Consider the following 21,884-nt stretch of genomic DNA (forward strand, 5'->3'; position numbering starts at 1 on the left):
GAACCGGCCCCTTGCGCGCGGGTGCCCGACTCAGCAGCCGATCAGGCGGCCTGCCAGGTAGGACTCGATCTGGTCGAGCGAGACCCGCTCCTGCTTCATGGTGTCGCGCTCACGCACGGTCACCGCGTTGTCGTCGAGGGTGTCGAAGTCGACGGTGACGCAGAACGGCGTGCCGATCTCGTCCTGGCGCCGGTAGCGGCGGCCGATCGCGCCGGCGTCGTCGAACTCGATGTTCCAGTGCTGGCGCAGCGCCTGGGCCAGGCCCCGGGCCTTCGGCGACAGCTTCTCGTTGCGGGACAGCGGCAGCACCGCGACCTTCACCGGCGACAGACGCGGGTCGAGCCGCATCACGGTGCGCTTCTCCATCTTGCCCTTGGCGTTGGGCGCCTCGTCCTCGACGTAGGCGTCCAGCAGGAAGGCGAGCATCGCGCGGCCGACACCCGCCGCCGGCTCGATGACGTACGGCGTCCAGCGCTCGCCGGCCTCCTGGTCGAAGTACGACAGGTCGTGGCCCGACGCCTTGGAGTGCGAGGAGAGGTCGTAGTCCGTCCGGTTCGCGACGCCCTCCAGCTCACCCCACTCGCTGCCGCCGAAGGAGAAGCGGTACTCGATGTCCGCCGTGCGCTTGGAGTAGTGGGACAGCTTCTCCTTGGGGTGCTCGTACCAGCGGATGTTCGACTCCTGGATGCCCAGGTCGCGGTACCAGTTCCAGCGCTGCTCCATCCAGTACTCGTGCCACTGCTCGTCCTCGCCCGGCTTGACGAAGAACTCCATCTCCATCTGCTCGAACTCGCGGGTGCGGAAGATGAAGTTGCCCGGAGTGATCTCGTTCCGGAAGGACTTGCCCATCTGCGCGATGCCGAACGGCGGCTTCTTGCGCGAGGTCTGCTGGACGGCGGCGAAGTTGGTGAAGATGCCCTGGGCCGTCTCGGGGCGCAGGTAGGCGACCGAACCGGAGTCCTGGGTGGGGCCGAGGTGCGTGGACAGCAGGCCGGAGAACTGCTTGGGCTCGGTGAAGCCGCCCTTGTTGCCGCAGTGCGGGCAGTTCACGTCGGCCAGACCGGCGGCCGGGAGGCGGCCGTGCTTGGCCTCGTACGCCTCTTCCAGGTGGTCCGCGCGGTAGCGCTTGTGGCAGGAGGTGCACTCGGTGAGCGGGTCGGTGAACGTGGCGACGTGGCCGGATGCCTGCCAGACCTCGGACGCCAGGATCACCGAGGAGTCGATACCGACCACGTCCTCACGCGAGGTGACCATCGAGCGCCACCACTGGCGCTTGATGTTCTCCTTCAGCTCCACGCCCAGCGGGCCGTAGTCCCAGGCGGCGCGCTGGCCGCCGTAGATCTCGCTGCACGGGTAGACGAAGCCACGGCGCTTGCTGAGGCTGACGATGGTGTCGATCTTGTCGGCGGCCACGGTGCTCTCTTCAGTACGACGACGGAATACCTCAGGTTAGCGGCGTCCGAGGGCCCTTGACCAAATCGGTGGGCCCCCTGATTCGGGCCGAACGGGAGCGTGACGGGGAAGACAGTCAGTAAAGTTGACAATCGTTTCCAACTACACCGAAAATGAGTGTCATGAACGCTCGACGCCGCCCTCTCATACCCGCAGCGGCCGCCGCCACCGCGGCCTGTGTCCTCTCCCTCTCCGCCTGCGGTGACAACGGCGCCGGTACCACCAGCGACGGCAAGCTCAACGTCGTCGCCTCCTTCTACCCCATGCAGTTCGTCGCCGAGCGCGTCGGCGGCGAGCACGTCGCCGTGGAGACGCTCACCGCCCCCGGCGCGGAGCCCCACGACCTGGAACTGGGCGCCAAGCAGACCGCCCGGCTCGGCGAGGCCGGTCTGGTCGTCTACCTGAAGGGCTTCCAGCCCGCCGTGGACGAGGCCGTCGAGCAGTCCGGCGTCGAGCACGTCGCCGACGCCGCCTCCTTCACCAAGCTGAGCGCCGTGAACAGCCACGGCAACCACGAGACCCACGACCACGGCGACGACGACCACGACGACGACCACGGTCACGACGACAAGCACGGCGACGACGACCACGGTCACGACGACGACCACGGCGACGACGGCCACGACGACAAGCACGGCGACGACGACAAGCACGACGACCACGGCCACGACCACGACGGGGAGGACCCGCACGTCTGGCTCGACCCGGTCAAGTACGCCGAGATCAGCGAGGGCGTCGCCGGCGCGATGGCCAAGGCCGACCCGGACAACGCCGCCGACTACCGCAAGAACGCCGCCGAACTCGTCAAGGAGCTCAAGCAGCTCGACGGCGAGTTCAAGGACGGCCTGAAGAACACCGAGACCCGCACCTTCATCACCACCCACGCCGCCTTCGGCTACCTCGCGGCCCGCTACGACCTGGACGAGGAGGCCATCGCGCTGGACCCCGAGTCCGAGCCGACCCCGGCCAGGATGCGCCAGCTCACCGCGGTGGTTAAGAAGGAGAAGGTGAACACGGTCTTCTTCGAGACCCTGGCCAGCGACCGCACCGCCAAGGCGCTCGCCGGCGACCTGAAGCTGCGGACGGACGTGCTCGACCCGGTCGAGGGCATCACGGACAGGACCAGGGGCGAGGACTACCTGGAGGTCATGCGCTCCAACCTCGAGGCACTGAAGAAGGCGCTCGGCGCGAAGTGAGTCGGCGCGGCAACGGGATCGCGGCACAGCGGTCCGGTCAGGAGGCAGGCGTGAAGGTCGAGGACCCCGTCATAGCCCTGCGCGGGGCGACCGCCTCGCTCGGTGCCCGGCCCGTGCTGCGCGGCGTCGACCTCACGGTCGAGGCCGGTGAGACGGTGGCGCTGCTCGGCGAGAACGGCTCCGGCAAGTCGACCGCGGTACGGGCGGTGATCGGCCAGGTGGCGTTGACCGGCGGCTCTCTGGAGCTGTTCGGCAGCCCGCTGCGCCGGTTCCGCCACTGGCGGCGCGTCGGGTACGTGCCGCAGCGCTCCACCGCCACCGGCGGCGTGCCGGCCACCGTCGGCGAGGTCGTCTCCTCCGGCCGGCTGGCCCGCCGCGGGCTGCGCCCGCTCGGACGCGCGGACCGCGCCGCCGTGGCGCACGCCCTGGAGCAGGTCGGTCTCGCCGACCGGGCCGGGGACTCCGTCGAGGAACTCTCCGGCGGCCAGCACCAGCGGGTGCTGATCGCCCGCGCGCTCGCCGGCGAACCGGACCTGCTGATCATGGACGAGCCGCTGGCGGGTGTGGACGTCGGCAGCCAGCGCGTCCTCGCCGACGTGCTGCGCGCGCACACCGCCGCCGGCGGCGCCGCACTGCTCGTCCTGCACGAACTCGGCCCGCTCGCCCCCGTGATCAGTCGCACGGTTGTCCTGCGCGGCGGCCGGGTGGAGACCGTGGACGACCCCGAGCGGCTGCACGACCTGGCCTGCCACCCGCCGGACGCCGCCGAGCAGGAGCCCGCCGCTCCGCACGCCCCCAAGATCGAGACAGGGCTGCTGACATGATCGAGATGCTGGACTACGCGTTCATGCAGCGCGCGCTGCTGGCCGCGCTGCTGGTCGGGATCGCGGCACCGGCCGTGGGCATCTACCTGGTGCAGCGCCGGCAGGCGATCATGGGCGACGGCATCGGCCATGTCGCCATGACGGGTGTCGCCGTCGGCTTCCTGATGAACGGCAACCCGGTGTGGTCCGCCGTGCTGGTCGCCGCCGCCGGCGCCGTCGCGATGGAACTCGTCCGCTGGTACGGCAAGACCAGGGGCGACATCGCGCTCGCCCTGCTGTTCTACGGCGGCATGGCCGGCGGCGTCATGCTGATCAACCTCGCGCCCGGCGGGTCCACGGCCAAGCTGCTGCCCTTCCTGTTCGGCTCGCTGACCACCGTCAGCCCCTCCGACATCACCGCGATCGTGCTGCTCTCGGCCTTTGTGCTCGCGGTCTGCCTCGGCCTGCGCCGGCAGCTGTTCGCCGTCTGCCAGGACGAGGAGTTCGCCCGCGTCACCGGGCTGCCGGTGCGGCTGCTGAACCTGCTGCTCGCGATCACCGCGGCGGTCACCGTCACCGTCGCCATGCGTGTGGTGGGACTGCTGCTGATCAGCGCCCTGATGGTGATCCCCGTCGCGGCGGCGCAGCAGGTCGCCAAGGGCTTCGCGACGACACTCGCGCTGGCCGTCGGCATCGGCGTCGCGGTGGGGCTGGCCGGTACGACCGTCTCCTACCACGCCGACGTGCCGCCCGGCGCGACCATCGTGCTGCTGGCCATCGGCGTCTTCGCGGTGGTGACCGCGCTCTCGCTTCCGCTTGCCAGACGCCGCGCGGCGCTCGCCGAACGGCGTACCGGCGGCGATCCGGACGCGCGGGCGCGTCGCGAGGACGCCTCGGTCCCGTCCTGACCGCTGCTCGTCGTCCGGCGGTCCATACCTGGCACAATGGCCGCCCAGGGTGAGCAGCGCACAGGACACGTGTCCGAAGGAGGCAATGGTGGCGACCGCAGGTCCCCCCGTCCGAGGACGGGCGACCAAGCAGCGGGCCGCGGTGGCGGCGGCGCTCAGCGAGGTGGACGAGTTCCGCAGCGCGCAGGAGCTGCACGACATGCTCAAGCACCGGGGTGACTCGGTCGGGCTGACGACCGTCTACCGCACGCTCCAGTCGCTGGCCGACGCCGGCGAGGTGGACGTGCTGCGCACCGACGAGGGCGAGGCGGTCTACCGCCGCTGCAGCACCGACGACCATCACCACCACCTGGTCTGCCGGCACTGCGGCCGGGCCGTGGAGGTGGAGGGTCCCGCGGTGGAGAAGTGGGCCGACCAGATCGCCAGTGAGCACGGCTTCGTGGACGTCGCGCACACCGTCGAGATCTTCGGCACCTGCGGCGACTGCGCGGCCAAGCGAGCCTGAGCGCGCACGCGCGCGAGCGAGACGCCCGGGTGGCTGGTCCCTCGTCGGGGCCCGCCACCCGGGCGTTCGTGATGAGGGACAATGGACGGTCGTAGCCCCCGAGGACGCAGGTACCCATGTCGCAGCTCGCTGTCGGACCGCACACCGTCCAGCCGCCCGTCGTGCTGGCCCCCATGGCGGGGATCACCAACGCCCCCTTCCGGACCCTGTGCCGGGAGTTCAGCGGCGGCCGCGGCCTGTTCGTCAGCGAGATGATCACCACCAGGGCGCTGGTCGAGCGCAACGAGAAGACCATGCAGCTCGTGCACTTCGACGCCAGTGAGAAGCCGCGCTCGATCCAGCTCTACGGCGTCGACCCGGTGACCGTCGGCAAGGCGGTGCGGATGATCGCCGAGGAGGACCTGGCCGATCACATCGACCTGAACTTCGGCTGCCCCGTGCCGAAGGTGACCCGCAAGGGCGGCGGCTCCGCGCTGCCCTACAAGCGCAACCTGCTGCGGTCGATCCTGCGGGAGGCGGTGGCCGGCGCCGGCGACCTGCCGGTGACGATGAAGATGCGCAAGGGCATCGACGACGACCACCTGACCTATCTGGACGCCGGCCGGATCGCCGTGGAGGAGGGCGTGACCGCCATCGCGCTGCACGGCCGGACCGCCGCCCAGCACTACTCGGGAACGGCCGACTGGGACGCGATCGCCCGGCTGAAGGACGCGGTGCCGGAGATCCCGGTGCTCGGCAACGGCGACATCTGGTCGGCGGAGGACGCCGTGCGGATGATGCGGCGGACGGGCTGCGACGGCGTGGTCGTCGGACGCGGCTGCCTGGGCCGGCCGTGGCTGTTCGGGGACCTGGTGGCGGCCTTCGACGGCCGAGGGGAGAGCGGCTACGCCCGGCCGACGCTGCGCGAGGTCGCCGACGTCATGGTGCGGCACGCGCGCCTGCTCGGCGAGTGGCTGGGCGACGAGGCGCGCGGCGTGATCGACTTCCGCAAGCACGTGGCCTGGTACACCAAGGGCTTCTCGGTCGGTTCGCAGCTGCGGCAGCGACTGTCCGTGGCCGCCTCGCTCGCCGAACTGCGCGAGCTGCTGGACCAGCTGGACCTCGACCAGCCGTGGCCGCCGGGCGCGGACGGGCCGCGCGGGCGCACCCACGGGCGCAACCGGGTCGTGCTTCCCGATGGTTGGCTGAAAGACCCCTACGACTGCGCCGCGGTGACCGCCGACGCGGAGCTGGAGACCTCCGGCGGCTGAGGCCGCCGGGCTCAGCGGCGCCCCGATCCCCCGTCCGGCGGGACGTGACATCACCCGTGAAGGTGACGTCACGTCCCGCCGTCGACGTTTCTGGTGACTCCGTGTAGCGATAACCGGGTTGCCTACCTGCACTCAGTGCCAGCACCGGAGGATGTCGTTCCGGTGAACCGTACGGGAAGGCGGTCCGGATCGTGGGATTCGAGCCGGGCAAGCGCGTGATTCTCGCCACGGGTGATAGGGGTTGCGCTCATATGAGCGCTCACCTGTGAATTGCAGTTCTCCAACGAGCGGCACTGAGTGCCAGTCGGTTTGTGTTCAGAAGTGGAAGGCAGGCGCCCTGTCTCGTAATCGGAAAGCAACTGTCCGTGCGCACACTGTTAAGATGGCTACATTTGTTCAACCTATTCCGCTCGGGCACTTGGGCGGCGCTTTACTTTCGATGTGCTGGCGGATGGGTGGTTACAGCCGTGTGACGTGCTGCTACCCGTGCTGATCGGCCTTCGATCTGGGTACGCTCCCCGCCGTCAGGGCAGCCGTCCACGAGGAGTCGAGTCCCGTGTCGGAAAACAAAGATCCACACGTATCAGCGAACTCTCCCAAGTTCGTGTACGCCTTCACGGAGGGCAACAAGGAGCTCAAGGATCTTCTCGGTGGCAAGGGAGCCAACCTCGCCGAGATGACCAACCTTGGTCTCCCCGTGCCCCCCGGGTTCACCATCACCACCGAGGCCTGCAAGGTCTACCTGGACTCCGGCACCGAGCCGCCCGCGCTGCGCGAGGAGGTCAGTGCCCACCTGGACGCCCTGGAGCGCCAGATGGGCAAGAAGCTCGGCCAGGCCGACGACCCGCTGCTGGTGTCCGTCCGCTCCGGCGCCAAGTTCTCCATGCCCGGCATGATGGACACGGTGCTGAACATCGGCCTCTCCGACGAGTCCGTGGACGGGCTCGCCGCGCAGGCCGGTGACGAGCGGTTCGCCTGGGACTCCTACCGCCGCCTGATCCAGATGTTCGGCAAGACCGTTCTCGGCGTGGACGGCGAGCTGTTCGAGGAGGCGCTGGAGGAGGCCAAGAAGGCCAAGGGCGTCTCCACCGACGTCGAGCTGGACGCCGCCGACCTGCGGACGCTGGTCGAGCAGTTCAAGGACATCGTCGGCAAGGAGACCGGGCGGGACTTCCCGCAGGACCCGCGCGAGCAGATGGACCTGGCGATCCGCGCGGTCTTCGACTCGTGGAACGGCGACCGGGCCAAGCTGTACCGGCGCCAGGAGCGCATCCCGCACGACCTGGGCACGGCGGTCAACGTCTGCTCGATGGTGTTCGGCAACCTCGGTCCGGACTCCGGCACCGGCGTCGCCTTCACCCGCGACCCGGCCAGCGGCCAGCAGGGCGTGTACGGCGACTACCTGCAGAACGCCCAGGGCGAGGACGTCGTCGCCGGCATCCGCAACACGGTGCCGCTGGCGGACCTCGAGCAGCTGGACAAGGCGTCCTACGACCAGCTCATGCAGATCATGGAGACGCTCGAGACGCACTACAAGGACCTGTGCGACATCGAGTTCACCATCGAGCGCGGCAAGCTGTGGATGCTGCAGACCCGGGTCGGCAAGCGCACCGCCGCCGCCGCGTTCCGCATCGCCACCCAGCTTGTCGACCAGGGCCTGATCGACGAGGCCGAGGCCCTGCAGCGGGTCAACGGCGCGCAGCTCGCGCAGCTGATGTTCCCGCGCTTCGACTCCGACGCGGCCACCGAGCAGCTGGGCCGGGGCATCGCGGCCTCGCCGGGCGCGGCGGTCGGCAAGGCGGTCTTCGACTCGTACACGGCCATCAAGTGGTCGCGTTCCGGTGAGAAGGTCATCCTGATCCGCCGGGAGACCAACCCCGACGACCTGGACGGCATGATCGCCGCCGAGGGCATCCTCACCTCGCGCGGCGGCAAGACCTCGCACGCGGCCGTGGTCGCCCGCGGCATGGGCAAGACCTGCGTCTGCGGCGCCGAGGAGCTGGAGGTCGACACCAAGCGGCGTCAGCTGACCGCGCCCAGCCCGGACGGCAAGGGCACGATCGTCATCGACGAGGGCGACGTCATCTCCATCGACGGCTCGACCGGCAAGGTCTACCGGGGCGAGGTGCCCGTGGTGCCGTCCCCGGTCGTGGAGTACTTCGAGGGCCGGATGCACGCCGGCGCCGAGGACGCCGACGAGCTGGTCAAGGCCGTGCACCGGGTGATGGCGTACGCGGACCGGGTGCGCCGGCTGCGGGTGCGGGCCAACGCGGACAACGCGGAGGACGCGGCGCGGGCCCGCCGGTTCGGCGCCCAGGGCATCGGACTGTGCCGTACCGAGCACATGTTCCTCGGTGAGCGGCGGGAACTCGTCGAGCGGCTGATCCTGGCGGACGCGGACGAGGAGCGCGAGCAGTCGCTGACGGCTCTGCTGCCGCTCCAGAAGGGCGACTTCAAGGAGCTCTTCGAGGCGATGGACGGGCTGCCGGTCACCGTGCGGCTGCTGGACCCGCCGCTGCACGAGTTCCTTCCCGACATCACCGAGCTGTCGGTGCGGGTCGCGCTCGCCGAGGCCCGCAAGGACCACAACGAGAACGACCTGCGGCTTCTCCAGGCCGTCCACCGGCTGCACGAGCAGAACCCGATGCTGGGTCTGCGCGGCGTCCGGCTCGGCCTGGTGATCCCCGGCCTGTTCACCATGCAGGTGCGGGCCATCGCCGAGGCGGCGGCCGAGCGGCTGGCCGCCAACGGCGACCCGCGCGCGGAGATCATGATCCCGCTGGTGGGCACGGTCCAGGAGTTGGAGATCGTCCGAGAGGAGGCGGAGAACGTCATCCGGGAGGTCGAGGAGACCTACGGTGTCGACCTCGGGCTGACCCTCGGCACGATGATCGAGCTGCCGCGGGCCGCCCTGACGGCCGGCCAGATCGCCGAGTGCGCCGACTTCTTCTCCTTCGGCACCAACGACCTGACCCAGACCGTGTGGGGCTTCAGCCGCGACGACGTCGAGGCGAGCTTCTTCACCGCGTACCTGGAGAAGGGCATCTTCGGGGTGTCGCCGTTCGAGACGATCGACAAGGACGGTGTCGGCAAGCTGGTGAAGGACGCCGTGCGCGACGGCCGGGCCACCCGCCCGGACCTCAAGCTCGGCGTCTGCGGCGAGCACGGCGGCGACCCCGAGTCGGTGCACTTCTTCCACGAGGTGGGACTGGACTACGTGTCCTGCTCGCCGTTCCGCATCCCGGTCGCCCGGCTCGAGGCCGGCCGGGCCGCCGCGGAGAGCTCCGGCAGCGACAGCCGCTGACCCGGGTCTCCCGAGCCGCCGCGACAACAACCCTCACCGTCGGCGGCGGCCCGGGATCGGGAAGGGGGCGGTGGGTCCTGTGCGGAGTGACCCACCGTCCCCTTCTTCCTTCCCGCTGACGGCGGGCAGCCTGTCAGGGTGATGTCAGGCGGCCCGCCGGGGACAGCCCGTCAGGAGCGGAAGGGGCCCGTCACCTCGTAGGTGATGCCGCCGCTGGAACTGCCGCTGGTGCCGCGCTGGCTGGAGAAGTACAGCCGGCTGCCGTCCGGGGAGAACGCCGGACCGCAGATCTCCGAGGACGACTGGCCGTCGACGCGCAGGAACGGCGCGACGATCTCGTCCGGGGTGATGACGCAGATCTCCATGTTGCCGCCGTCCTCCGCCACGTACAGGTCGCCGGAGGAGCTGCCGGTGATGTTGTCGACGCCGGTCAGCGGAGCGTTGCCACCCACGACGAGGTTGTCGTCGTAGGTCAGCTCGTAGGTGTTGCTCGTCAGGTTGAGCCGCCAGACGCGGTTGTCGCCCTTGGTGGTGAACCAGACGTGGTCGCCGGACCAGTGGCAGCCCTCGCCGCCGTTGAAGCGCTTGGCGCCGGAGACCTGGTCGCGGGTGGCCGTGCCGGAGCCGGACGGGTTGGGCACGTCGGCCCAGCTGTAGGACCCGGAGGTGCCGGAGCCGGCGACCAGGACCTGCAGGGTGCCGGAAGAGAGGTTGCCCCAGGTGTGGGGGACGAACCGGTAGAAGCAGCCGTTGCTGACGTCCTCGGTCATGTAGACGACCTTGCGCTGCGGGTCGGCCGCCGCGGCCTCGTGCTTGAAGCGGCCCATCGCGTCGCGTCGCACGGCGGCGTTGACCCCGAACGGGTCGGTCTCGTACACGTACCCCCGGTCGACCTCCTCGCAGGAGAGCCAGGTGTTCCACGGGGTGGCGCCGCCGGCGCAGTTCTGCCGGGTGCCGCTGAGGATGTTGTAGGCGCCGGTGACGTTGCCCGAGGAGTTGAAGCGCAGGGCGCTCGCGCCGCCGCCGGGGTTGATCTCGGAGTTGGAGACGTAGATCCAGCCGGAGCCGTTGGCGAAGCAGGCGCCGCCGTCGGGCGCGCGGTGCCAGGTGTAGGACGTTCCCGGCACCTGCTGGTTGGACCGGGCGACGACGCGGCTGGTGAAGCCGCTGGGGAGCCGGATGCCGTTGCTGTCGGGGGAGCCGAGCGGGCCGTAGGGGCTGGGGCCGTTCTGAGCGGGGGCGGCGTAGGCCGCGCCGCGCATCAGGGTGCCGCCGAAGGCGATCGCCGAGCCGCCGATCGCGGCGCCACGCAGGAAGGAGCGACGTTCCACGGTTACCTCACCGGATGTCGTCGTGGACGCTCCACGGCCCGGCGGGCCGTGGAGCCAAACGCTCGGAGGATAGGTGCCCGTGGTGGCCCCGCCGGCAACGACACATGAACCGGCCGTGCCCCGTACGGGGACGGCCGGTTCACGGCACCGGGCCGTCCGCGCCCATCGGGGGAGTGGGGCGGACGGCCCGGGTCGGTCGTCGGACGGGGTCCGACGGATCGGTCGGCGGAGGGGCCGGCCGATCAGATGGAGACGCCGTTGGCCCGGAGGTAGGCCAGCGGGTCGATGTCGGTGCCGTAGCCGGCGCCGGTGCGGACCTCGAAGTGGAGGTGCGGGCCGGTGCTGTTGCCGGTGGAGCCGGCCAGGCCGATCTGCTGCCCGGCGGCCACCGACTGGCCGGCGCTCACCGAGAGGGAGGACAGGTGGGCGTACTGGCTGTACCGGCCGTCGTTGTGCCGGATGACAACCTGGTTGCCGTACGCGCCGGCCCAACCCGCGGAGACGATGGTGCCGTTGGAGACGCTCTTGATCGGCGTACCGGTCGGCACGGAGAAGTCCACGCCGGTGTGGTAGCCGCTGGACCACATGGCGCCGGAGGCGCGGTACGGGGTCGACGGCGCGGCGGCGACCGGCGAGGCGAAGCCCGTGGTCGGCGCGCTGACCTGCTGCGGGGCCTTGGCGGCAGGCTTCGGCTGCTCGGCCTTCGGGGCCTGCGCCTTCGGAGCGGGCTTGCTCTCCTGCTTGGGCGCCTCGGCCTTGGGGGCCTCCTGCTTGGGGGCCGGCTTCGGGGCCTGCTGCTTGGGGGCCGGCTTCGGCGCCTGCTGCTTCGGCGCCTGCTTCGGGGCGGCCTGCGCGGCGGCGGCGCCCTCCAGCGTGATCCGCTGGCCCGGGAAGATCAGGTCGGGGTTGTCGCCGACCGTGCTCTTGTTCTTGGCGTACAGCGCCTGCCAGCCGCCCTCGACGTCCTTGGCGACGGCGATGCCGTGCAGGGTGTCACCGGAGACGACGGTGTGCGAGGCGGCACCGGCCTTCGGGGCCTGCTGCTTCGGCGCGGGCTTCGGCGCGGCGGCCTTGGGGGCCTCGGCCTTGGGGGCCTCGGTCTTCGGAGCCTCGGCCTTGGGAGCGGGCGCCTTCTCCTGCTTCGGGGCCTGCTGCGGGGCCTGCTGGGTGGCGGGCTTCGGCGCGGCGGTGGTGCCGGCCGGGTTGATGTCGGGCGAGCCGCTGTTCTGGCTCAGTCCGGCGCGGGCACCGCAGACCGGCCAGGCGCCGGGGCCCTGCATGGCGAGCAGCTTCTCGGCGGCGGCGATCTGCTGGTCCTTGGTGGCCAGGTCGGCACGCGGGGCGTACTGCGTGCCGCCGGCGGCGGCCCAGCTGGACTGCTGGAACTGGAGCCCGCCGTAGAAGCCGTTGCCGGTGTTGATGGACCAGTTGCCGTTGCTCTCGCACTGGGCGACCTTGTCCCAGACGGAGACCGGGGCGGCGCTGGCGGTGCCGGCGCCGACGAGCGGAAGGGCTATGCCGGCGCCGCCGGCGGTGAGGGCGAGGGAGACACGGGAGACGCTACGGGCGATCTGGGTGTATTTCGAGCGGCGGTGACGGCCACGAGACATAGGGGTGTCCTCTCCTACGCCTACGAGGTGAGCTGTCGGATTCGGGCTGGAGATGCCCGGCCACCGTTCCGGCGCGCGCAGTGCGTCCCGGGTGGTGGCTTCACCCCAAGCCGGTCGTGTTCGCCACGACTCGGCACTTACCTGGTTCCCCCGCTCCTGCCGTGCGGTGATCTGTTTCCCGTCGTCGGGCGGCAGGACTCGGCGTCCCGACTCTGGGGCCGGCGCACGTGATGCGACAGCGGAGGAACGGTAGACACAACGATTTCGCGCGGACAAGCGGCGGGTCGCCCGTGAGGAGACAAATCGGGCGCGACCGGAGTGATGTGGCGACTGTGTGCGTCGGCTTCCTCTCCGAGCGTGAGGTAGGCGACCGTGTTCGCCCCGTGAAGAAAAGCGCTGAGCAGCCGAATTGACGCAATGTGGGGAATCCCGGTCGGGGGTGCAATTGCACCCGCCCGGAACTTCTGTGACTCCGGTCACCGAAGGGTGTTCGCGGGTCTTTACATCACCCGATTCCCGTCACGTGCGCACTGACGGGGTGTCAGTGGGTTGCCCGGTTTCCGCGTTGAGTTTGGTGTGCTTATGCACCTTTTGTCCGACGCGGTTCGGTGTCGGTCGCTAGGTCGTGTCTTCAATGTCCCGTCTGTCTGGCGGCGCCTGGCACGCACGCTCGCCGCGTTGTCGGTCGTCAGCGCAGCCCTCCCCCAGCCTCCGGCCGGGAGGTGCCCTCAGCGCTTTCCTCCCTCCGCCTTGCGATCGCACGCACCAGACGCCGCCAGACCCGCCCTACGGGCGGACGACGCTACTTTGAAGACACGACCCAGTCCGAGGGCGGCGTTCCGCTTGTGTCGGTTTGCCTCGGCTCGCCCGTTCGCCGGACGGGGCGCCCGCGGTGTCGCTAACCTCCGTACCGGACCCGTTCGGGCCGGACCAGCCCGAACCGTGCGGAACGACCTTTGGGGGACGGATGAGGAGGTTTGTGGCCGGTGTGATCGCCGCCGCGACGGCGATTACCGGACTGGTACTGGTGGGCCCCGCGCGGGCCGCCGAGAGCGACCCACCGGCAAGCCGGGAGGCGGCGGACAGCCGGGTGACTGCGCCGGCCGACCACGACGGGCGCCCCGCCGGCTGACCGCTCCGGCGGGGCGAGACGGGACACACCCGGCAGGCCGCGCCGGACAGGGCAATGGGACGCGGCGTGCCGGGTGTGAGTCGTGGGTGTGCGCTCCCGGGGAGTGGGCCGGGGCGGCGCCGGCCTCAGCCGGCGACCGGGCCGATCCGGGCCGGGAAGACCGGCACCCGGGTCTCCTCGCCGTCGCCGTCGTCGAGACAGCGGCCGGTGGTCAGCTCGAACCGCTGCTTGAGCAGCGGCGACGCCACGAACGGCACCCCGCCCGTCGAGCCGAGGAGCCCCCGGGAGAGCACGTAGGCACCGGTGAACGGGTCCCGGTTGCCGATCGCGTACGGCCGGCCCTCGCGGTCGAGGAAGACCGCGATCTGGGTGCCGTCCGGCAGCAGCGCCGCCACGCCGCGGCCCGGCAGCAGCGCGGCCGGCTCGCAGACGGGCGCCCAGCCCCCCTCGAAGCGGACCTCGATCACGGTGTTCGTCGCCTCGGACGGCTTCGGCAGGGTTGCGGTGGGAGCGGTCATCGCGCGGTGGTCCCTTCAAGCGTGCGGACGGGGATGTCGGGGCCGGAGAGCAGCGTGAGGTCGGGCTTGATCTGCTCGCGCTCCGGGACAAAGGCGACGGTCGGGTCGGGCACCCCGGGGGCGTTCACGAAGGACACGAAGCGACCCAGCTTCTCCGGGTCCTCCAGCGTCGCGGCCCACTCGTCGCGGTAGTTCGCCACGTGCTCGGCCATCAGCGACTCCAGTTCCGCGCACAGGCCGAGCGAGTCGTGCACCACCACGTCCCGCACATGGTCCAGGCCGCCCTCGATGCGGTCCAGCCAGGCCGCCGTGCGCTCCAGCCGGTCGGCGGTGCGGATGTAGAACATCAGGAAGCGGTCGATGAGCCGGACGAGTTCGGCGTCGCTGAGGTCCTGCGCCAGCAGGTCCGCGTGCCGGGGCGTGGCGCCGCCGTTGCCGCCGACGTAGAGGTTCCAGCCGCCGGCCGTGGCGATCACGCCGAAGTCCTTGCTCTGCGCCTCCGCGCACTCCCGCTGGCAGCCGGACACCGCCGACTTCAGCTTGTGCGGCGCCCGCAGGCCGCGGTAGCGCAGCTCCAGGTCGATCGCCATCCGCACCGAGTCCTGCACTCCGTAGCGGCACCAGGTCTGGCCGACGCAGGACTTCACCGTCCGCAGCGACTTGCCGTAGGCGTGGCCCGACTCGAAGCCGGCCTCCACCAGCCGGGCCCAGATCATCGGCAGCTGGTCCACCCGGGCCCCGAACAGGTCGATCCGCTGCCCGCCGGTGATCTTCGTGTAGAGGCCGAAGTCCCTGGCCACCTCGCCGATCACGATCAGCTTCTCCGGGGTGATCTCGCCGCCGGGGATGCGCGGCACCACCGAGTACGAGCCGTTGCGCTGGAGGTTGGCCAGGAAGTGGTCGTTGGTGTCCTGGAGCGCCGCCTGCCCGTCCGCGAGCACGTATCCGTCGGCGCCGATCGCGGGCGCCAGCGAGGCGATCACCGAGGCCACGGTCGGCTTGCAGACCTCGCAGCCCTCCCCGCCCCTCGCCTCGGGACGGCCGTACTCGTCCAGCAGCCGCTGGTAGGAGGTGATGCGCAGGGTGTGCACGATCTCGTACAGCTCCTGCCGGGTCTGGCCGAAGCAGCCGCACAGCCCCTTGTCGACCGTGACGCCCTGCGCCTCCAGCTCGTCCTCGACCAGCCGGCCGAGCACCTTCACACAACTACCGCAGCCCGTACCGGCCTTGGTGCACTTCTTGACCTCGGGCACGGTGGTGCAGCTGTGCTCGGTGACCGCCGCGCGGATCGTGCCCTTGGTGACGTTGTGGCAGCTGCACACCACCGCCTCGTCCGGCAGCGCCGAGGGGCCGAGCGCCGGGGCGCCGCCGCTGCCGGCGGGCAGCACCAGCGACTCCGGCGCGACCGGCGGCACCGTGCCCACCAGCGGGCGCAGCGTGCCGTACGCCTCCGCGTCGCCCACCAGGACGCCGCCCAGCAGGGTGCCGTCCGCGCCGACGACCAGCTTCTTGTAGACGCCGGCCCGGGAGTCGGAGTACACCACGTCCAGGCAGTCCTCGGCGCGGCCGTGCGCGTCGCCGAAGGACGCCACGTCCACGCCGAGCAGCTTCAGCTTCGTCGAGGTGTCCGCGCCGGTGAAGGAGAGCGCACCGCCGCCCGCGAGGGCGTCGGCGGCGACCTCGGCCATCTCGTAGCCCGGCGCGACCAGTCCGTACACCATGCCGTCGACGGCCTTCGCGCACTCGCCGATCGCGTACACCGCCGGGTCCGCCGTACGGCACCGCTCGTCCACGACCACGCCGCCGCGCTCGCCGACCTCGAGACCGCAGTCCCGGGCGAGCTGGTCGCGCGGCCGGACACCGGCGGAGAACACCACCATGTCGGTGTCCAGCCGGCCGCCGTCCGACAGCACCATGCCGTCGACCGCGCCCGCCGGGCCGGTGGTGATCTCCTGGCCGGCGACCCCGGTGTGCACCAGCAGGCCCATCCGCTCGATCGTGCGGCGCAGCGCCGCGCCGCCGCCGGAGTCGACCTGGATCGCCATCAGCCGGTCGTTGAACTCCACGACGTGCGTTTGCACCCCCAGGCCGTTCAGCGCGCCCGCCGCTTCCAGACCGAGCAGCCCGCCGCCGACCACCACACCGCTTGTGGCGCCCTTCGCGTACTCCTCGATGGCCAGCAGGTCCTCGATGGTGCGGTAGACGAAGCAGCCCGTGCTGTCGCTGCCGGGCACCGGCGGCACGAACGGGTAGGAGCCCGTCGCCAGCACCAGCGTGTCGTAGCGGACGACCAGGCCCGACCGGGCGGTGACCGTACGGGCCTCCCGGTCGATTGCCTCCGCCGGATCACCCAGGTGCAGCTCGATGCCGTGCTTCTCCAGGAAGCCGTCCTCGACCATCGACAGCTCCTCCGGCGTCGTGCCGGAGAAGTAGGAGGTCAGCTGCACACGGTCGTAGGCCGGCCGCGGCTCCTCGCAGAGCACGACGATCCGCGTCCGGTCGGTCAGCCCGCGGTCGGCCAGCGCCTGGAGGAAGCGGTGGCCCACCATGCCGTGCCCGACCAGCACGATCGTCGGCACGTCCGCGGACGGTTCGGTGGACGGGTGGGGTGCCGTGGTGGACATCAGGAGCCTCCATCGTGGGTGAGCAGGTGGAGCAGCGGGGCGCCGGCCGCCGCCTCGGGAACGGGCAGCGACTCGTCGTCCGCCCAGCTGCGGGCGACCGCGCCGACGGCACTGAGATCGCCCACCAGGATTCCGCCGACAAGCCGGTCGCCCCGGACGACGACCTTCCGGTAGGCGCCCACGGTGTGGTCCGCGAGCTGCACCACCTCGTCCGTGGGGCCGGGCTCGGTCTCGCCGAACGCGGCGAGGTCGAAGGGGCCCGGGCCGGCGAGGGTCAGCCGCGTCAACGCCCTCGTGCCGGTGTAGCGCGGCGCGCCCGCCGCATCCTCGGGCCGTTCGGCCCGCTCGGGCCCTTCGGCCGCGAGCAGGCCGGCCAGAACGTCCGCCTGGTCCTGCGCGGGACCGGCCAGCCCGTAGAGCACGCCGGCGTGCTCGGCGCAGTCGCCGACGGCGTGGACGTCCGGGTCGCTGGTGCGCAGCTGATCGTCGACGACCACGCCGCCCGCGACCACCAGCCCGGCCGCGCGCGCCAGCCCCACCCGGGGCCGCACCCCGCAGGCCAGTACGACCAGGTCGCAGTCGAGGCGGTAGCCGTCGGCCATCGTCACGGCCCGCACCGCGCGCCGCCCGTCGTCACCGGTCTCGGTGGTCAGACCCCGCACCCGGCACTTGGTGTGCACCTCGACGCCGAGGCCGGTGAGATGCCGGCGCAGCAGCTTCCCGGCGGCCTGGTCGAGCTGGCGTTCCATGAGGTGCTCGCCCTGGTGGGCCAGCACCGTGCGCACACCGCGCGCCGCCAGCGCCCGCGCCGCCGAGACGCCCAGCAGCCCGCCGCCGATCACCACCGCGCGCGGGGTCGCCAGCCCTTCGGCGGCGTCGGCCAGCGCGAGGCAGTCGTCCATCGTGCGGAACGCGTACACACCCTCGGGAAGCTCCCGCCCCTCCGAGCGCCGCTCCTCGAACAGCCCGCGCACCGGCGGCAGCACCGGATTGGAACCGGTCGCCAGCACCAGCGTGTCGTACGGCACCTCGGAACCGTCGTCGCACACCACACGCCCGCCGTGCTCGGCGCGGTCGATCCGCACCGCGCGCACGCCGCGGCGCACCTCGACGCCGTCGGCCGGGCCGGGCAGCTCGACCACCTCCGGCCGGTACCGCCCGGCCAGCACCTCGGCGAGCAGCACCCGGTTGTACGCCGGACGCGGTTCCTCACCGAGCAACGTGACGGACAGGTGGGGCACCGCGCCCAGGCGTCGGACCAGCCGGGCACCGGCCATCCCGCCGCCGATCACCACCACACGTCGCTTGAAGGTCATGCCGCTCAGCGTGCGGGCCGGCTGTTACCCGGCGGCATCACCGTTGTTTCCCGGGAGCAACGGTGATCTCAGCACCGGCCGCACCCGACTGTGAGCCCCCGGGGCGCCCCATGGCGCCTCAGGACGCCGCCGTACGCCGCGCCGCGCGGGCGCGACACGCCGGGCCGGCGCGCCGCCACCCGTACGGCCGCACCCCGGCGAACACCGTGGCCAGCGCCACCGCGCCCCGCCCGGCGCCTCCGAGCGCCCGGCGTACGCGTTCCCCCGGCCGCCGGGCGGCGTCTAGGCTCCCGCCCATGAACCGGCAGGCGGCAATCGCATTCAACAGCCAGGTGGTCGAGCGCTTCCGCGCCCAGCGCGGCAGCGGCCCGCTCGGTGACGACCTGCCCTTCAACGCGGACGGCCTGCTGCTGCTCACCCACACCGGCGCGCGCAGCGGCACCCGCCGCACCAACCCGCTGGGCTACCTGGAACTGGACGGCGGCCGGCTGTTTGTCGTCGCCTCGTTCATGGGCGCCCCACGGCACCCGGACTGGTACCACAACGTCGTCGCCCGCCCCGAGGTGGAGGTGGAGCTGGGCGGCGAGAGCTTCCCGGCGCTGGCGTCGGAGGCCGCGGCAGGGGAACACGCGCGGCTGTTCGCCGAGGCGGTGTCCTGGTGGCCGTTCCTCGAGGACCACCAGCGGCGCGCCGGCCGGCGGATCCCGCTGATCGAACTCCTCCGCCGGTAGGGACGCCGGCCCGCCGGCGGGTCGGGACTCAGCGGTCGGCCTTCGCCCAGTCGCCGCCCGCTATCAGCACGCCCTCCGCCCGCAGCCGCGCGGCGAGCGGCGCCGCCGCGAGATACACCCAGGCCCGCTCCACACCGCCGACCAGGGGGCGCGCCTCCGCCGCGACCCGCTCGTAGACGTTGGCCGGGTCGCCGGGCCGGTACTCCTCCAACTCGTCCAGCACCCGCAGGACTTCCTCGTACTCGCCCGGCCGCGGCACGACCAGTTCGCCGCGCACCTCACCCTCGCCGGCGACCGCGTACGGGTAGCCGGGGCCCTGGTAGAGCACCAGGCCGGCCATCCGGGCCGGTTCCTCCCGGACCGTCCGGCCGCGCAGCGCCCAGGCGTGGTGCCGGCCTCCCGGGCGCAGCGTCCCGTAGACGAAGAACGGCAGCCGTTCCCCTGTGCTCCCGGCCATGTCGGCGGACTCGCTCATGGCGTCACGGTAACCGGAGGAAACCGGTCCGCCCCCTCCCGCGTCATGATCATCATGAGGGTGATCGAGGGAGCGGAGCCGACAGCGCCGGGCGGCGGTCCGGGGGAGTCGCGGCGCACCGCGCGCAGGCGGCGGTACACACAGGTCCTGATGCTGCTGTGCGTGCTGGCGCTGCTGCCGACCACCTGGATCAGACTCACCACGGACGGCCGGGTCACCCCCGCCGCCGAGGCGCCGCACGCGCCGGTGGCGATGGTGTTCGGCGCCGGGCTGCGGGACGGCGAACCCTCCCGCTACCTGGCGAGCCGACTGGACACCGCGGCGGACCTCTACCACGGCGGCAAGGTCCGCGCCCTGCTGCTCACCGGCGACAACAGCCGCGTCGACTACGACGAACCCACCGCCATGCGCGACCACCTGCTGCGGCGCGGGGTGCCGGCCGACAGGATCGTCCTCGACTACGCGGGCTTCGACACCTGGGCCTCCTGCTCCCGCGCCAAGCGGGTCTTCGGCGTCGACGAGGCGCTGCTGGTCAGCCAGGCGTTCCACGTACCGCGCGCGGTCGCGCTCTGCGACGCGGCGGGCGTGCGCGCGCACGGCGTGTCCGTCGCCGAGGCGCGCAACGCCGTCTGGTACGCGGGACACCTGCGGGAGCTGGCGGCCGGGGTGAAGGCCGGCCTGGAGGCCACCTTCACCCCGGACCCCCGGTTCCTCGGGCCGCGGGAGCCGGGCATCACCCGGGCGCTGGACGCCGGCTGAACCGCGCGCCGGCAGGCTCAGGCCCGCCAGGCCCCGCGCAGAGCCGCGTCCTTGACGTAGTCCGCGAAGTCGCGAGGCTCCCGGCCCAGCACCGCGCGGACGTCGTCGCTGCCGTGGTCGAGTCCGCCCAGCCGGATCCGCCGGAGCACGTCGACCACCAGCGTCACCGTCTCGGCCGGGACGCCCTCGGCGGCCAGCGCCGCCCCGAACTCCTCGTCCGACACCGGGAAGAAGTCGATCCCGCGGCCGGCGGCCGACGCGATCTCCGCCACGGCCGCACCGAACGTCAACCCGCGCGCACCGGTCAACTCGTAGGTGCGGCCCGCGTGGCCGTCCTCCGTGAGGGCGGCCGCGGCGACCTCGGCGATGTCACCGGCGTCCACGAAGAACTCCCGGCCCTCCCCGGTGGGCAGCGCGAGCGCCCCCGCCCGCACGTACTCGGCGAGGAAGCCCTCGTCGAGGTTCTGGAAGAACCAGCCGGCACGCAGGATCGTCCAGGCCGGCCCCGCGCCGCGGACGGCCGCCTCGGCGTCGGCGAACAGCTCCTCGGTCGCCGTGCGCCCCTCGTCGGCGAGGCGCGCGGACAGCTGCACGATCCGCTCCACCCCCGCCTCCGCGGCCTGCCCGGTGAAGGCGGTGATGTCCGCGACCGAGTCGGCGGTGCCCAGGTCCGGGGCGTAGAGCAGGAACACCGAGCGGACGCCGTCGAGCGCCGCCGCCCAGGTGGTGCGGTCCTGCCAGTCGAAGGGCGGCTCGCCGCGGCGCCCGCCGAGCCGGACGGGAACACCGCGCGCGTCGAGCGCCCGTGCCACCCGGCCGCCGATCTTGCCGCTGGAACCCAGGACAAGCGTGGGCGCGGCCGTGCTGACGTGTGTCTGTGCGTGGTTCATGCGTCCAGTCAAGCCGTCGCCGACGAGACGGAACATGGCTGATGAGCGCGCGGACATACGTGTCCGTCTACGCTGGTGGCATGGACGTGCTCGCCGAACTGCTGGACGGTGCCCGCGCGAGGGGCGGCTGCTTCCACCGACTGGTGGTCGAGCCCCCCTGGGGCCTGCTCGTGCGCGACGAGGCCCCGCTGTCGCTCTACACCGTGCTCGACGCGCACACCTGGATCGTCCACCCGGAGGCCGAACCCGTCCGCATCGCACCCGGGGACGTCGCCGTCGTACGCGGCCCGACCGGCTACCGGCTCGCCGACGACCCGGCCACCCCGCCCCAGCTGATCGTCGAACCCGGCGACGTCTGCACCACCGCCGACGGCGTCCGGGTCTGCGACGAACTCGCCCTCGGCGTACGGACCTGGGGCGCGGACGGCGACGGCTCGGTGGTGGTCGTCAACGGCACCTACCGGCCCGAGGGCGACGTCAGCGCACGGCTCCTGGCCGCCCTGCCACCGGTGGTGGTCGTCCGCGACGACCCCAACTGCCGCGCCCTGCTGCCGCTGCTCGCCGAGGAGATCGGCCGGGACGCCCCCGGCCAGCAGGCCGTACTGGACCGACTGCTCGACCTGGTGCTGATCGCGACACTGCGCGCCTGGTTCGACCGGCCGGAAGCGGAGGCCCCCGCCTGGTACCGGGCCCAGGGCGACCCCGTCGTGGGCCCCGCGCTGCGGCTGCTGCACGCCGACCCCGCCCGGCCCTGGACCGTCGCCTCGCTCGCCTCGGCGGTCGGCGTGTCCCGGGCCGCCCTGGCCCGCCGCTTCGCCGAACTGGTCGGGGAGACGCCGATGGCCTACCTCGCCGACTGGCGGATGGACATCGCGGCCGACTTGCTGCGCACACCGGGCCACACCGTGGCCTCGGTGGCGCGCCGGGTCGGGTACGCCAACGCCTTCGCGCTGAGCGCCGCGTTCAAGCGCCTGCGCGGGGTCAGCCCCCGCGAGTACCGCGCCTCCCCGCCGGCCCCGGCCGGCCCGGCGACGCCGGCCGCCGAGCACACCGGACCCGCTCGCACTCCCGCCCCGGCGG

Annotated in this window: 18 protein-coding genes and 1 riboswitch; of the genes, 10 read left to right on the top strand and 8 right to left on the bottom strand. The window is 72.1% G+C overall.

Translation table 11 applies throughout. From position 1 onward, the window contains the following. Positions 1 to 30: 30 nt before the first annotated feature. A complete protein-coding gene (locus GL263_RS04480; protein ID WP_143645793.1) occupies positions 31 to 1,413 on the bottom strand; it encodes a glycine--tRNA ligase in 1,383 nt (460 codons plus the stop codon). A 152-nt stretch (positions 1,414 to 1,565) separates the two neighbouring features. On the opposite strand from GL263_RS04480, the gene GL263_RS04485 reads away from it, so the two are divergent. The 6 genes from GL263_RS04485 to ppdK all read left to right on the top strand — a co-directional run bounded on the left by GL263_RS04485 (position 1,566) and on the right by ppdK (position 9,418). Then, the gene (locus GL263_RS04485; protein ID WP_182854249.1) at positions 1,566 to 2,648 is read left to right on the top strand and encodes a metal ABC transporter substrate-binding protein; all 1,083 of its coding nucleotides are present in this window, start codon (positions 1,566 to 1,568) and stop codon (positions 2,646 to 2,648) included. 50 nt (positions 2,649 to 2,698) lie between these two features. Next, a complete protein-coding gene (locus GL263_RS04490) occupies positions 2,699 to 3,472 on the top strand; it encodes a metal ABC transporter ATP-binding protein (protein ID WP_323379243.1) in 774 nt (257 codons plus the stop codon). Beyond that, complete coding sequence (locus GL263_RS04495) at positions 3,469 to 4,359, top strand: metal ABC transporter permease (RefSeq protein ID WP_182854250.1); 891 nt, start codon at positions 3,469 to 3,471, stop codon at positions 4,357 to 4,359. The genes GL263_RS04490 and GL263_RS04495 overlap by 4 nt, the downstream gene beginning before the upstream one ends. An 88-nt stretch (positions 4,360 to 4,447) precedes the next feature. After that, entirely contained in the window at positions 4,448 to 4,864 is a 417-nt protein-coding gene (locus GL263_RS04500) for a Fur family transcriptional regulator (RefSeq protein ID WP_323379245.1), read from the top strand. A 116-nt stretch (positions 4,865 to 4,980) separates the two neighbouring features. Then, positions 4,981 to 6,114: a tRNA dihydrouridine synthase DusB gene (gene dusB / locus GL263_RS04505; protein WP_182854252.1), complete on the top strand. Its 1,134-nt coding sequence runs from the start codon at positions 4,981 to 4,983 to the stop codon at positions 6,112 to 6,114. Positions 6,115 to 6,670: 556 nt separating this feature from the next. After that, positions 6,671 to 9,418, top strand: a complete 2,748-nt coding sequence (gene ppdK / locus GL263_RS04510; protein ID WP_182854253.1) for a pyruvate, phosphate dikinase — start codon at positions 6,671 to 6,673, stop codon at positions 9,416 to 9,418. Between the two features lie 170 nt (positions 9,419 to 9,588). Here ppdK and GL263_RS04515 read toward each other — a convergent pair whose 3' ends face one another. Both GL263_RS04515 and GL263_RS04520 read right to left on the bottom strand, forming a co-directional pair. Beyond that, the gene (locus GL263_RS04515; protein WP_182854254.1) at positions 9,589 to 10,749 is read right to left on the bottom strand and encodes an alkaline phosphatase PhoX; all 1,161 of its coding nucleotides are present in this window, start codon (positions 10,747 to 10,749) and stop codon (positions 9,589 to 9,591) included. 242 nt (positions 10,750 to 10,991) lie between these two features. Then, a complete protein-coding gene (locus tag GL263_RS04520) occupies positions 10,992 to 12,359 on the bottom strand; it encodes a peptidoglycan DD-metalloendopeptidase family protein (RefSeq protein WP_182854255.1) in 1,368 nt (455 codons plus the stop codon). Between the two features lie 4 nt (positions 12,360 to 12,363). Then, positions 12,364 to 12,538, bottom strand: a riboswitch (cyclic di-AMP (ydaO/yuaA leader). An 800-nt stretch (positions 12,539 to 13,338) separates the two neighbouring features. On the opposite strand from GL263_RS04520, the gene GL263_RS04525 reads away from it, so the two are divergent. Beyond that, entirely contained in the window at positions 13,339 to 13,491 is a 153-nt protein-coding gene (locus GL263_RS04525) for a hypothetical protein (protein ID WP_228456096.1), read from the top strand. A gap of 125 nt (positions 13,492 to 13,616) precedes the next feature. Here the strand turns inward: GL263_RS04525 and GL263_RS04530 are convergent, their stop codons facing one another. Genes GL263_RS04530 through GL263_RS04540 form a run of 3 tightly spaced genes read right to left on the bottom strand, consistent with a single transcriptional unit; the run spans position 13,617 to position 17,949 of the window. Continuing rightward, complete coding sequence (locus GL263_RS04530) at positions 13,617 to 14,009, bottom strand: nitrite reductase small subunit NirD (RefSeq protein ID WP_182854257.1); 393 nt, start codon at positions 14,007 to 14,009, stop codon at positions 13,617 to 13,619. Further along, on the bottom strand, positions 14,006 to 16,633 hold the full coding sequence (nirB, locus tag GL263_RS04535; RefSeq protein WP_182854258.1) for a nitrite reductase large subunit NirB: 2,628 nt from the start codon (positions 16,631 to 16,633) through the stop codon (positions 14,006 to 14,008). Before nirB ends, GL263_RS04530 begins: the two co-directional genes overlap by 4 nt. Then, the gene (locus tag GL263_RS04540; protein WP_182854259.1) at positions 16,633 to 17,949 is read right to left on the bottom strand and encodes an NAD(P)/FAD-dependent oxidoreductase; all 1,317 of its coding nucleotides are present in this window, start codon (positions 17,947 to 17,949) and stop codon (positions 16,633 to 16,635) included. The genes nirB and GL263_RS04540 overlap by 1 nt, the downstream gene beginning before the upstream one ends. A 296-nt stretch (positions 17,950 to 18,245) precedes the next feature. On the opposite strand from GL263_RS04540, the gene GL263_RS04545 reads away from it, so the two are divergent. Then, a complete protein-coding gene (locus tag GL263_RS04545) occupies positions 18,246 to 18,680 on the top strand; it encodes a nitroreductase/quinone reductase family protein (RefSeq protein WP_182854260.1) in 435 nt (144 codons plus the stop codon). 28 nt (positions 18,681 to 18,708) lie between these two features. Here GL263_RS04545 and GL263_RS04550 read toward each other — a convergent pair whose 3' ends face one another. Beyond that, positions 18,709 to 19,155 carry a gamma-glutamylcyclotransferase family protein gene (locus tag GL263_RS04550; protein ID WP_228456097.1) on the bottom strand — a complete coding sequence of 149 codons (447 nt, stop codon included), beginning with the start codon at positions 19,153 to 19,155 and terminating at the stop codon, positions 18,709 to 18,711. Positions 19,156 to 19,305: 150 nt separating this feature from the next. On the opposite strand from GL263_RS04550, the gene GL263_RS04555 reads away from it, so the two are divergent. Further along, complete coding sequence (locus GL263_RS04555) at positions 19,306 to 19,914, top strand: SanA/YdcF family protein (protein ID WP_182854263.1); 609 nt, start codon at positions 19,306 to 19,308, stop codon at positions 19,912 to 19,914. A 17-nt stretch (positions 19,915 to 19,931) separates the two neighbouring features. On the opposite strand, the gene GL263_RS04560 is transcribed toward GL263_RS04555, so the two are convergent. Next, entirely contained in the window at positions 19,932 to 20,804 is an 873-nt protein-coding gene (locus GL263_RS04560; RefSeq protein WP_182854261.1) for a Rossmann-fold NAD(P)-binding domain-containing protein, read from the bottom strand. 80 nt (positions 20,805 to 20,884) lie between these two features. Between GL263_RS04560 and GL263_RS04565 the strand changes: the two genes are divergently transcribed. Further along, the coding region (locus tag GL263_RS04565) for an AraC family transcriptional regulator (protein WP_182854265.1) at positions 20,885 to 21,884 on the top strand (1,000 nt) is incomplete at its 3' end.

The organism is Streptomyces durbertensis (assembly GCF_014156695.1).
Lineage (GTDB): Bacteria > Actinomycetota > Actinomycetes > Streptomycetales > Streptomycetaceae > Streptomyces > Streptomyces durbertensis.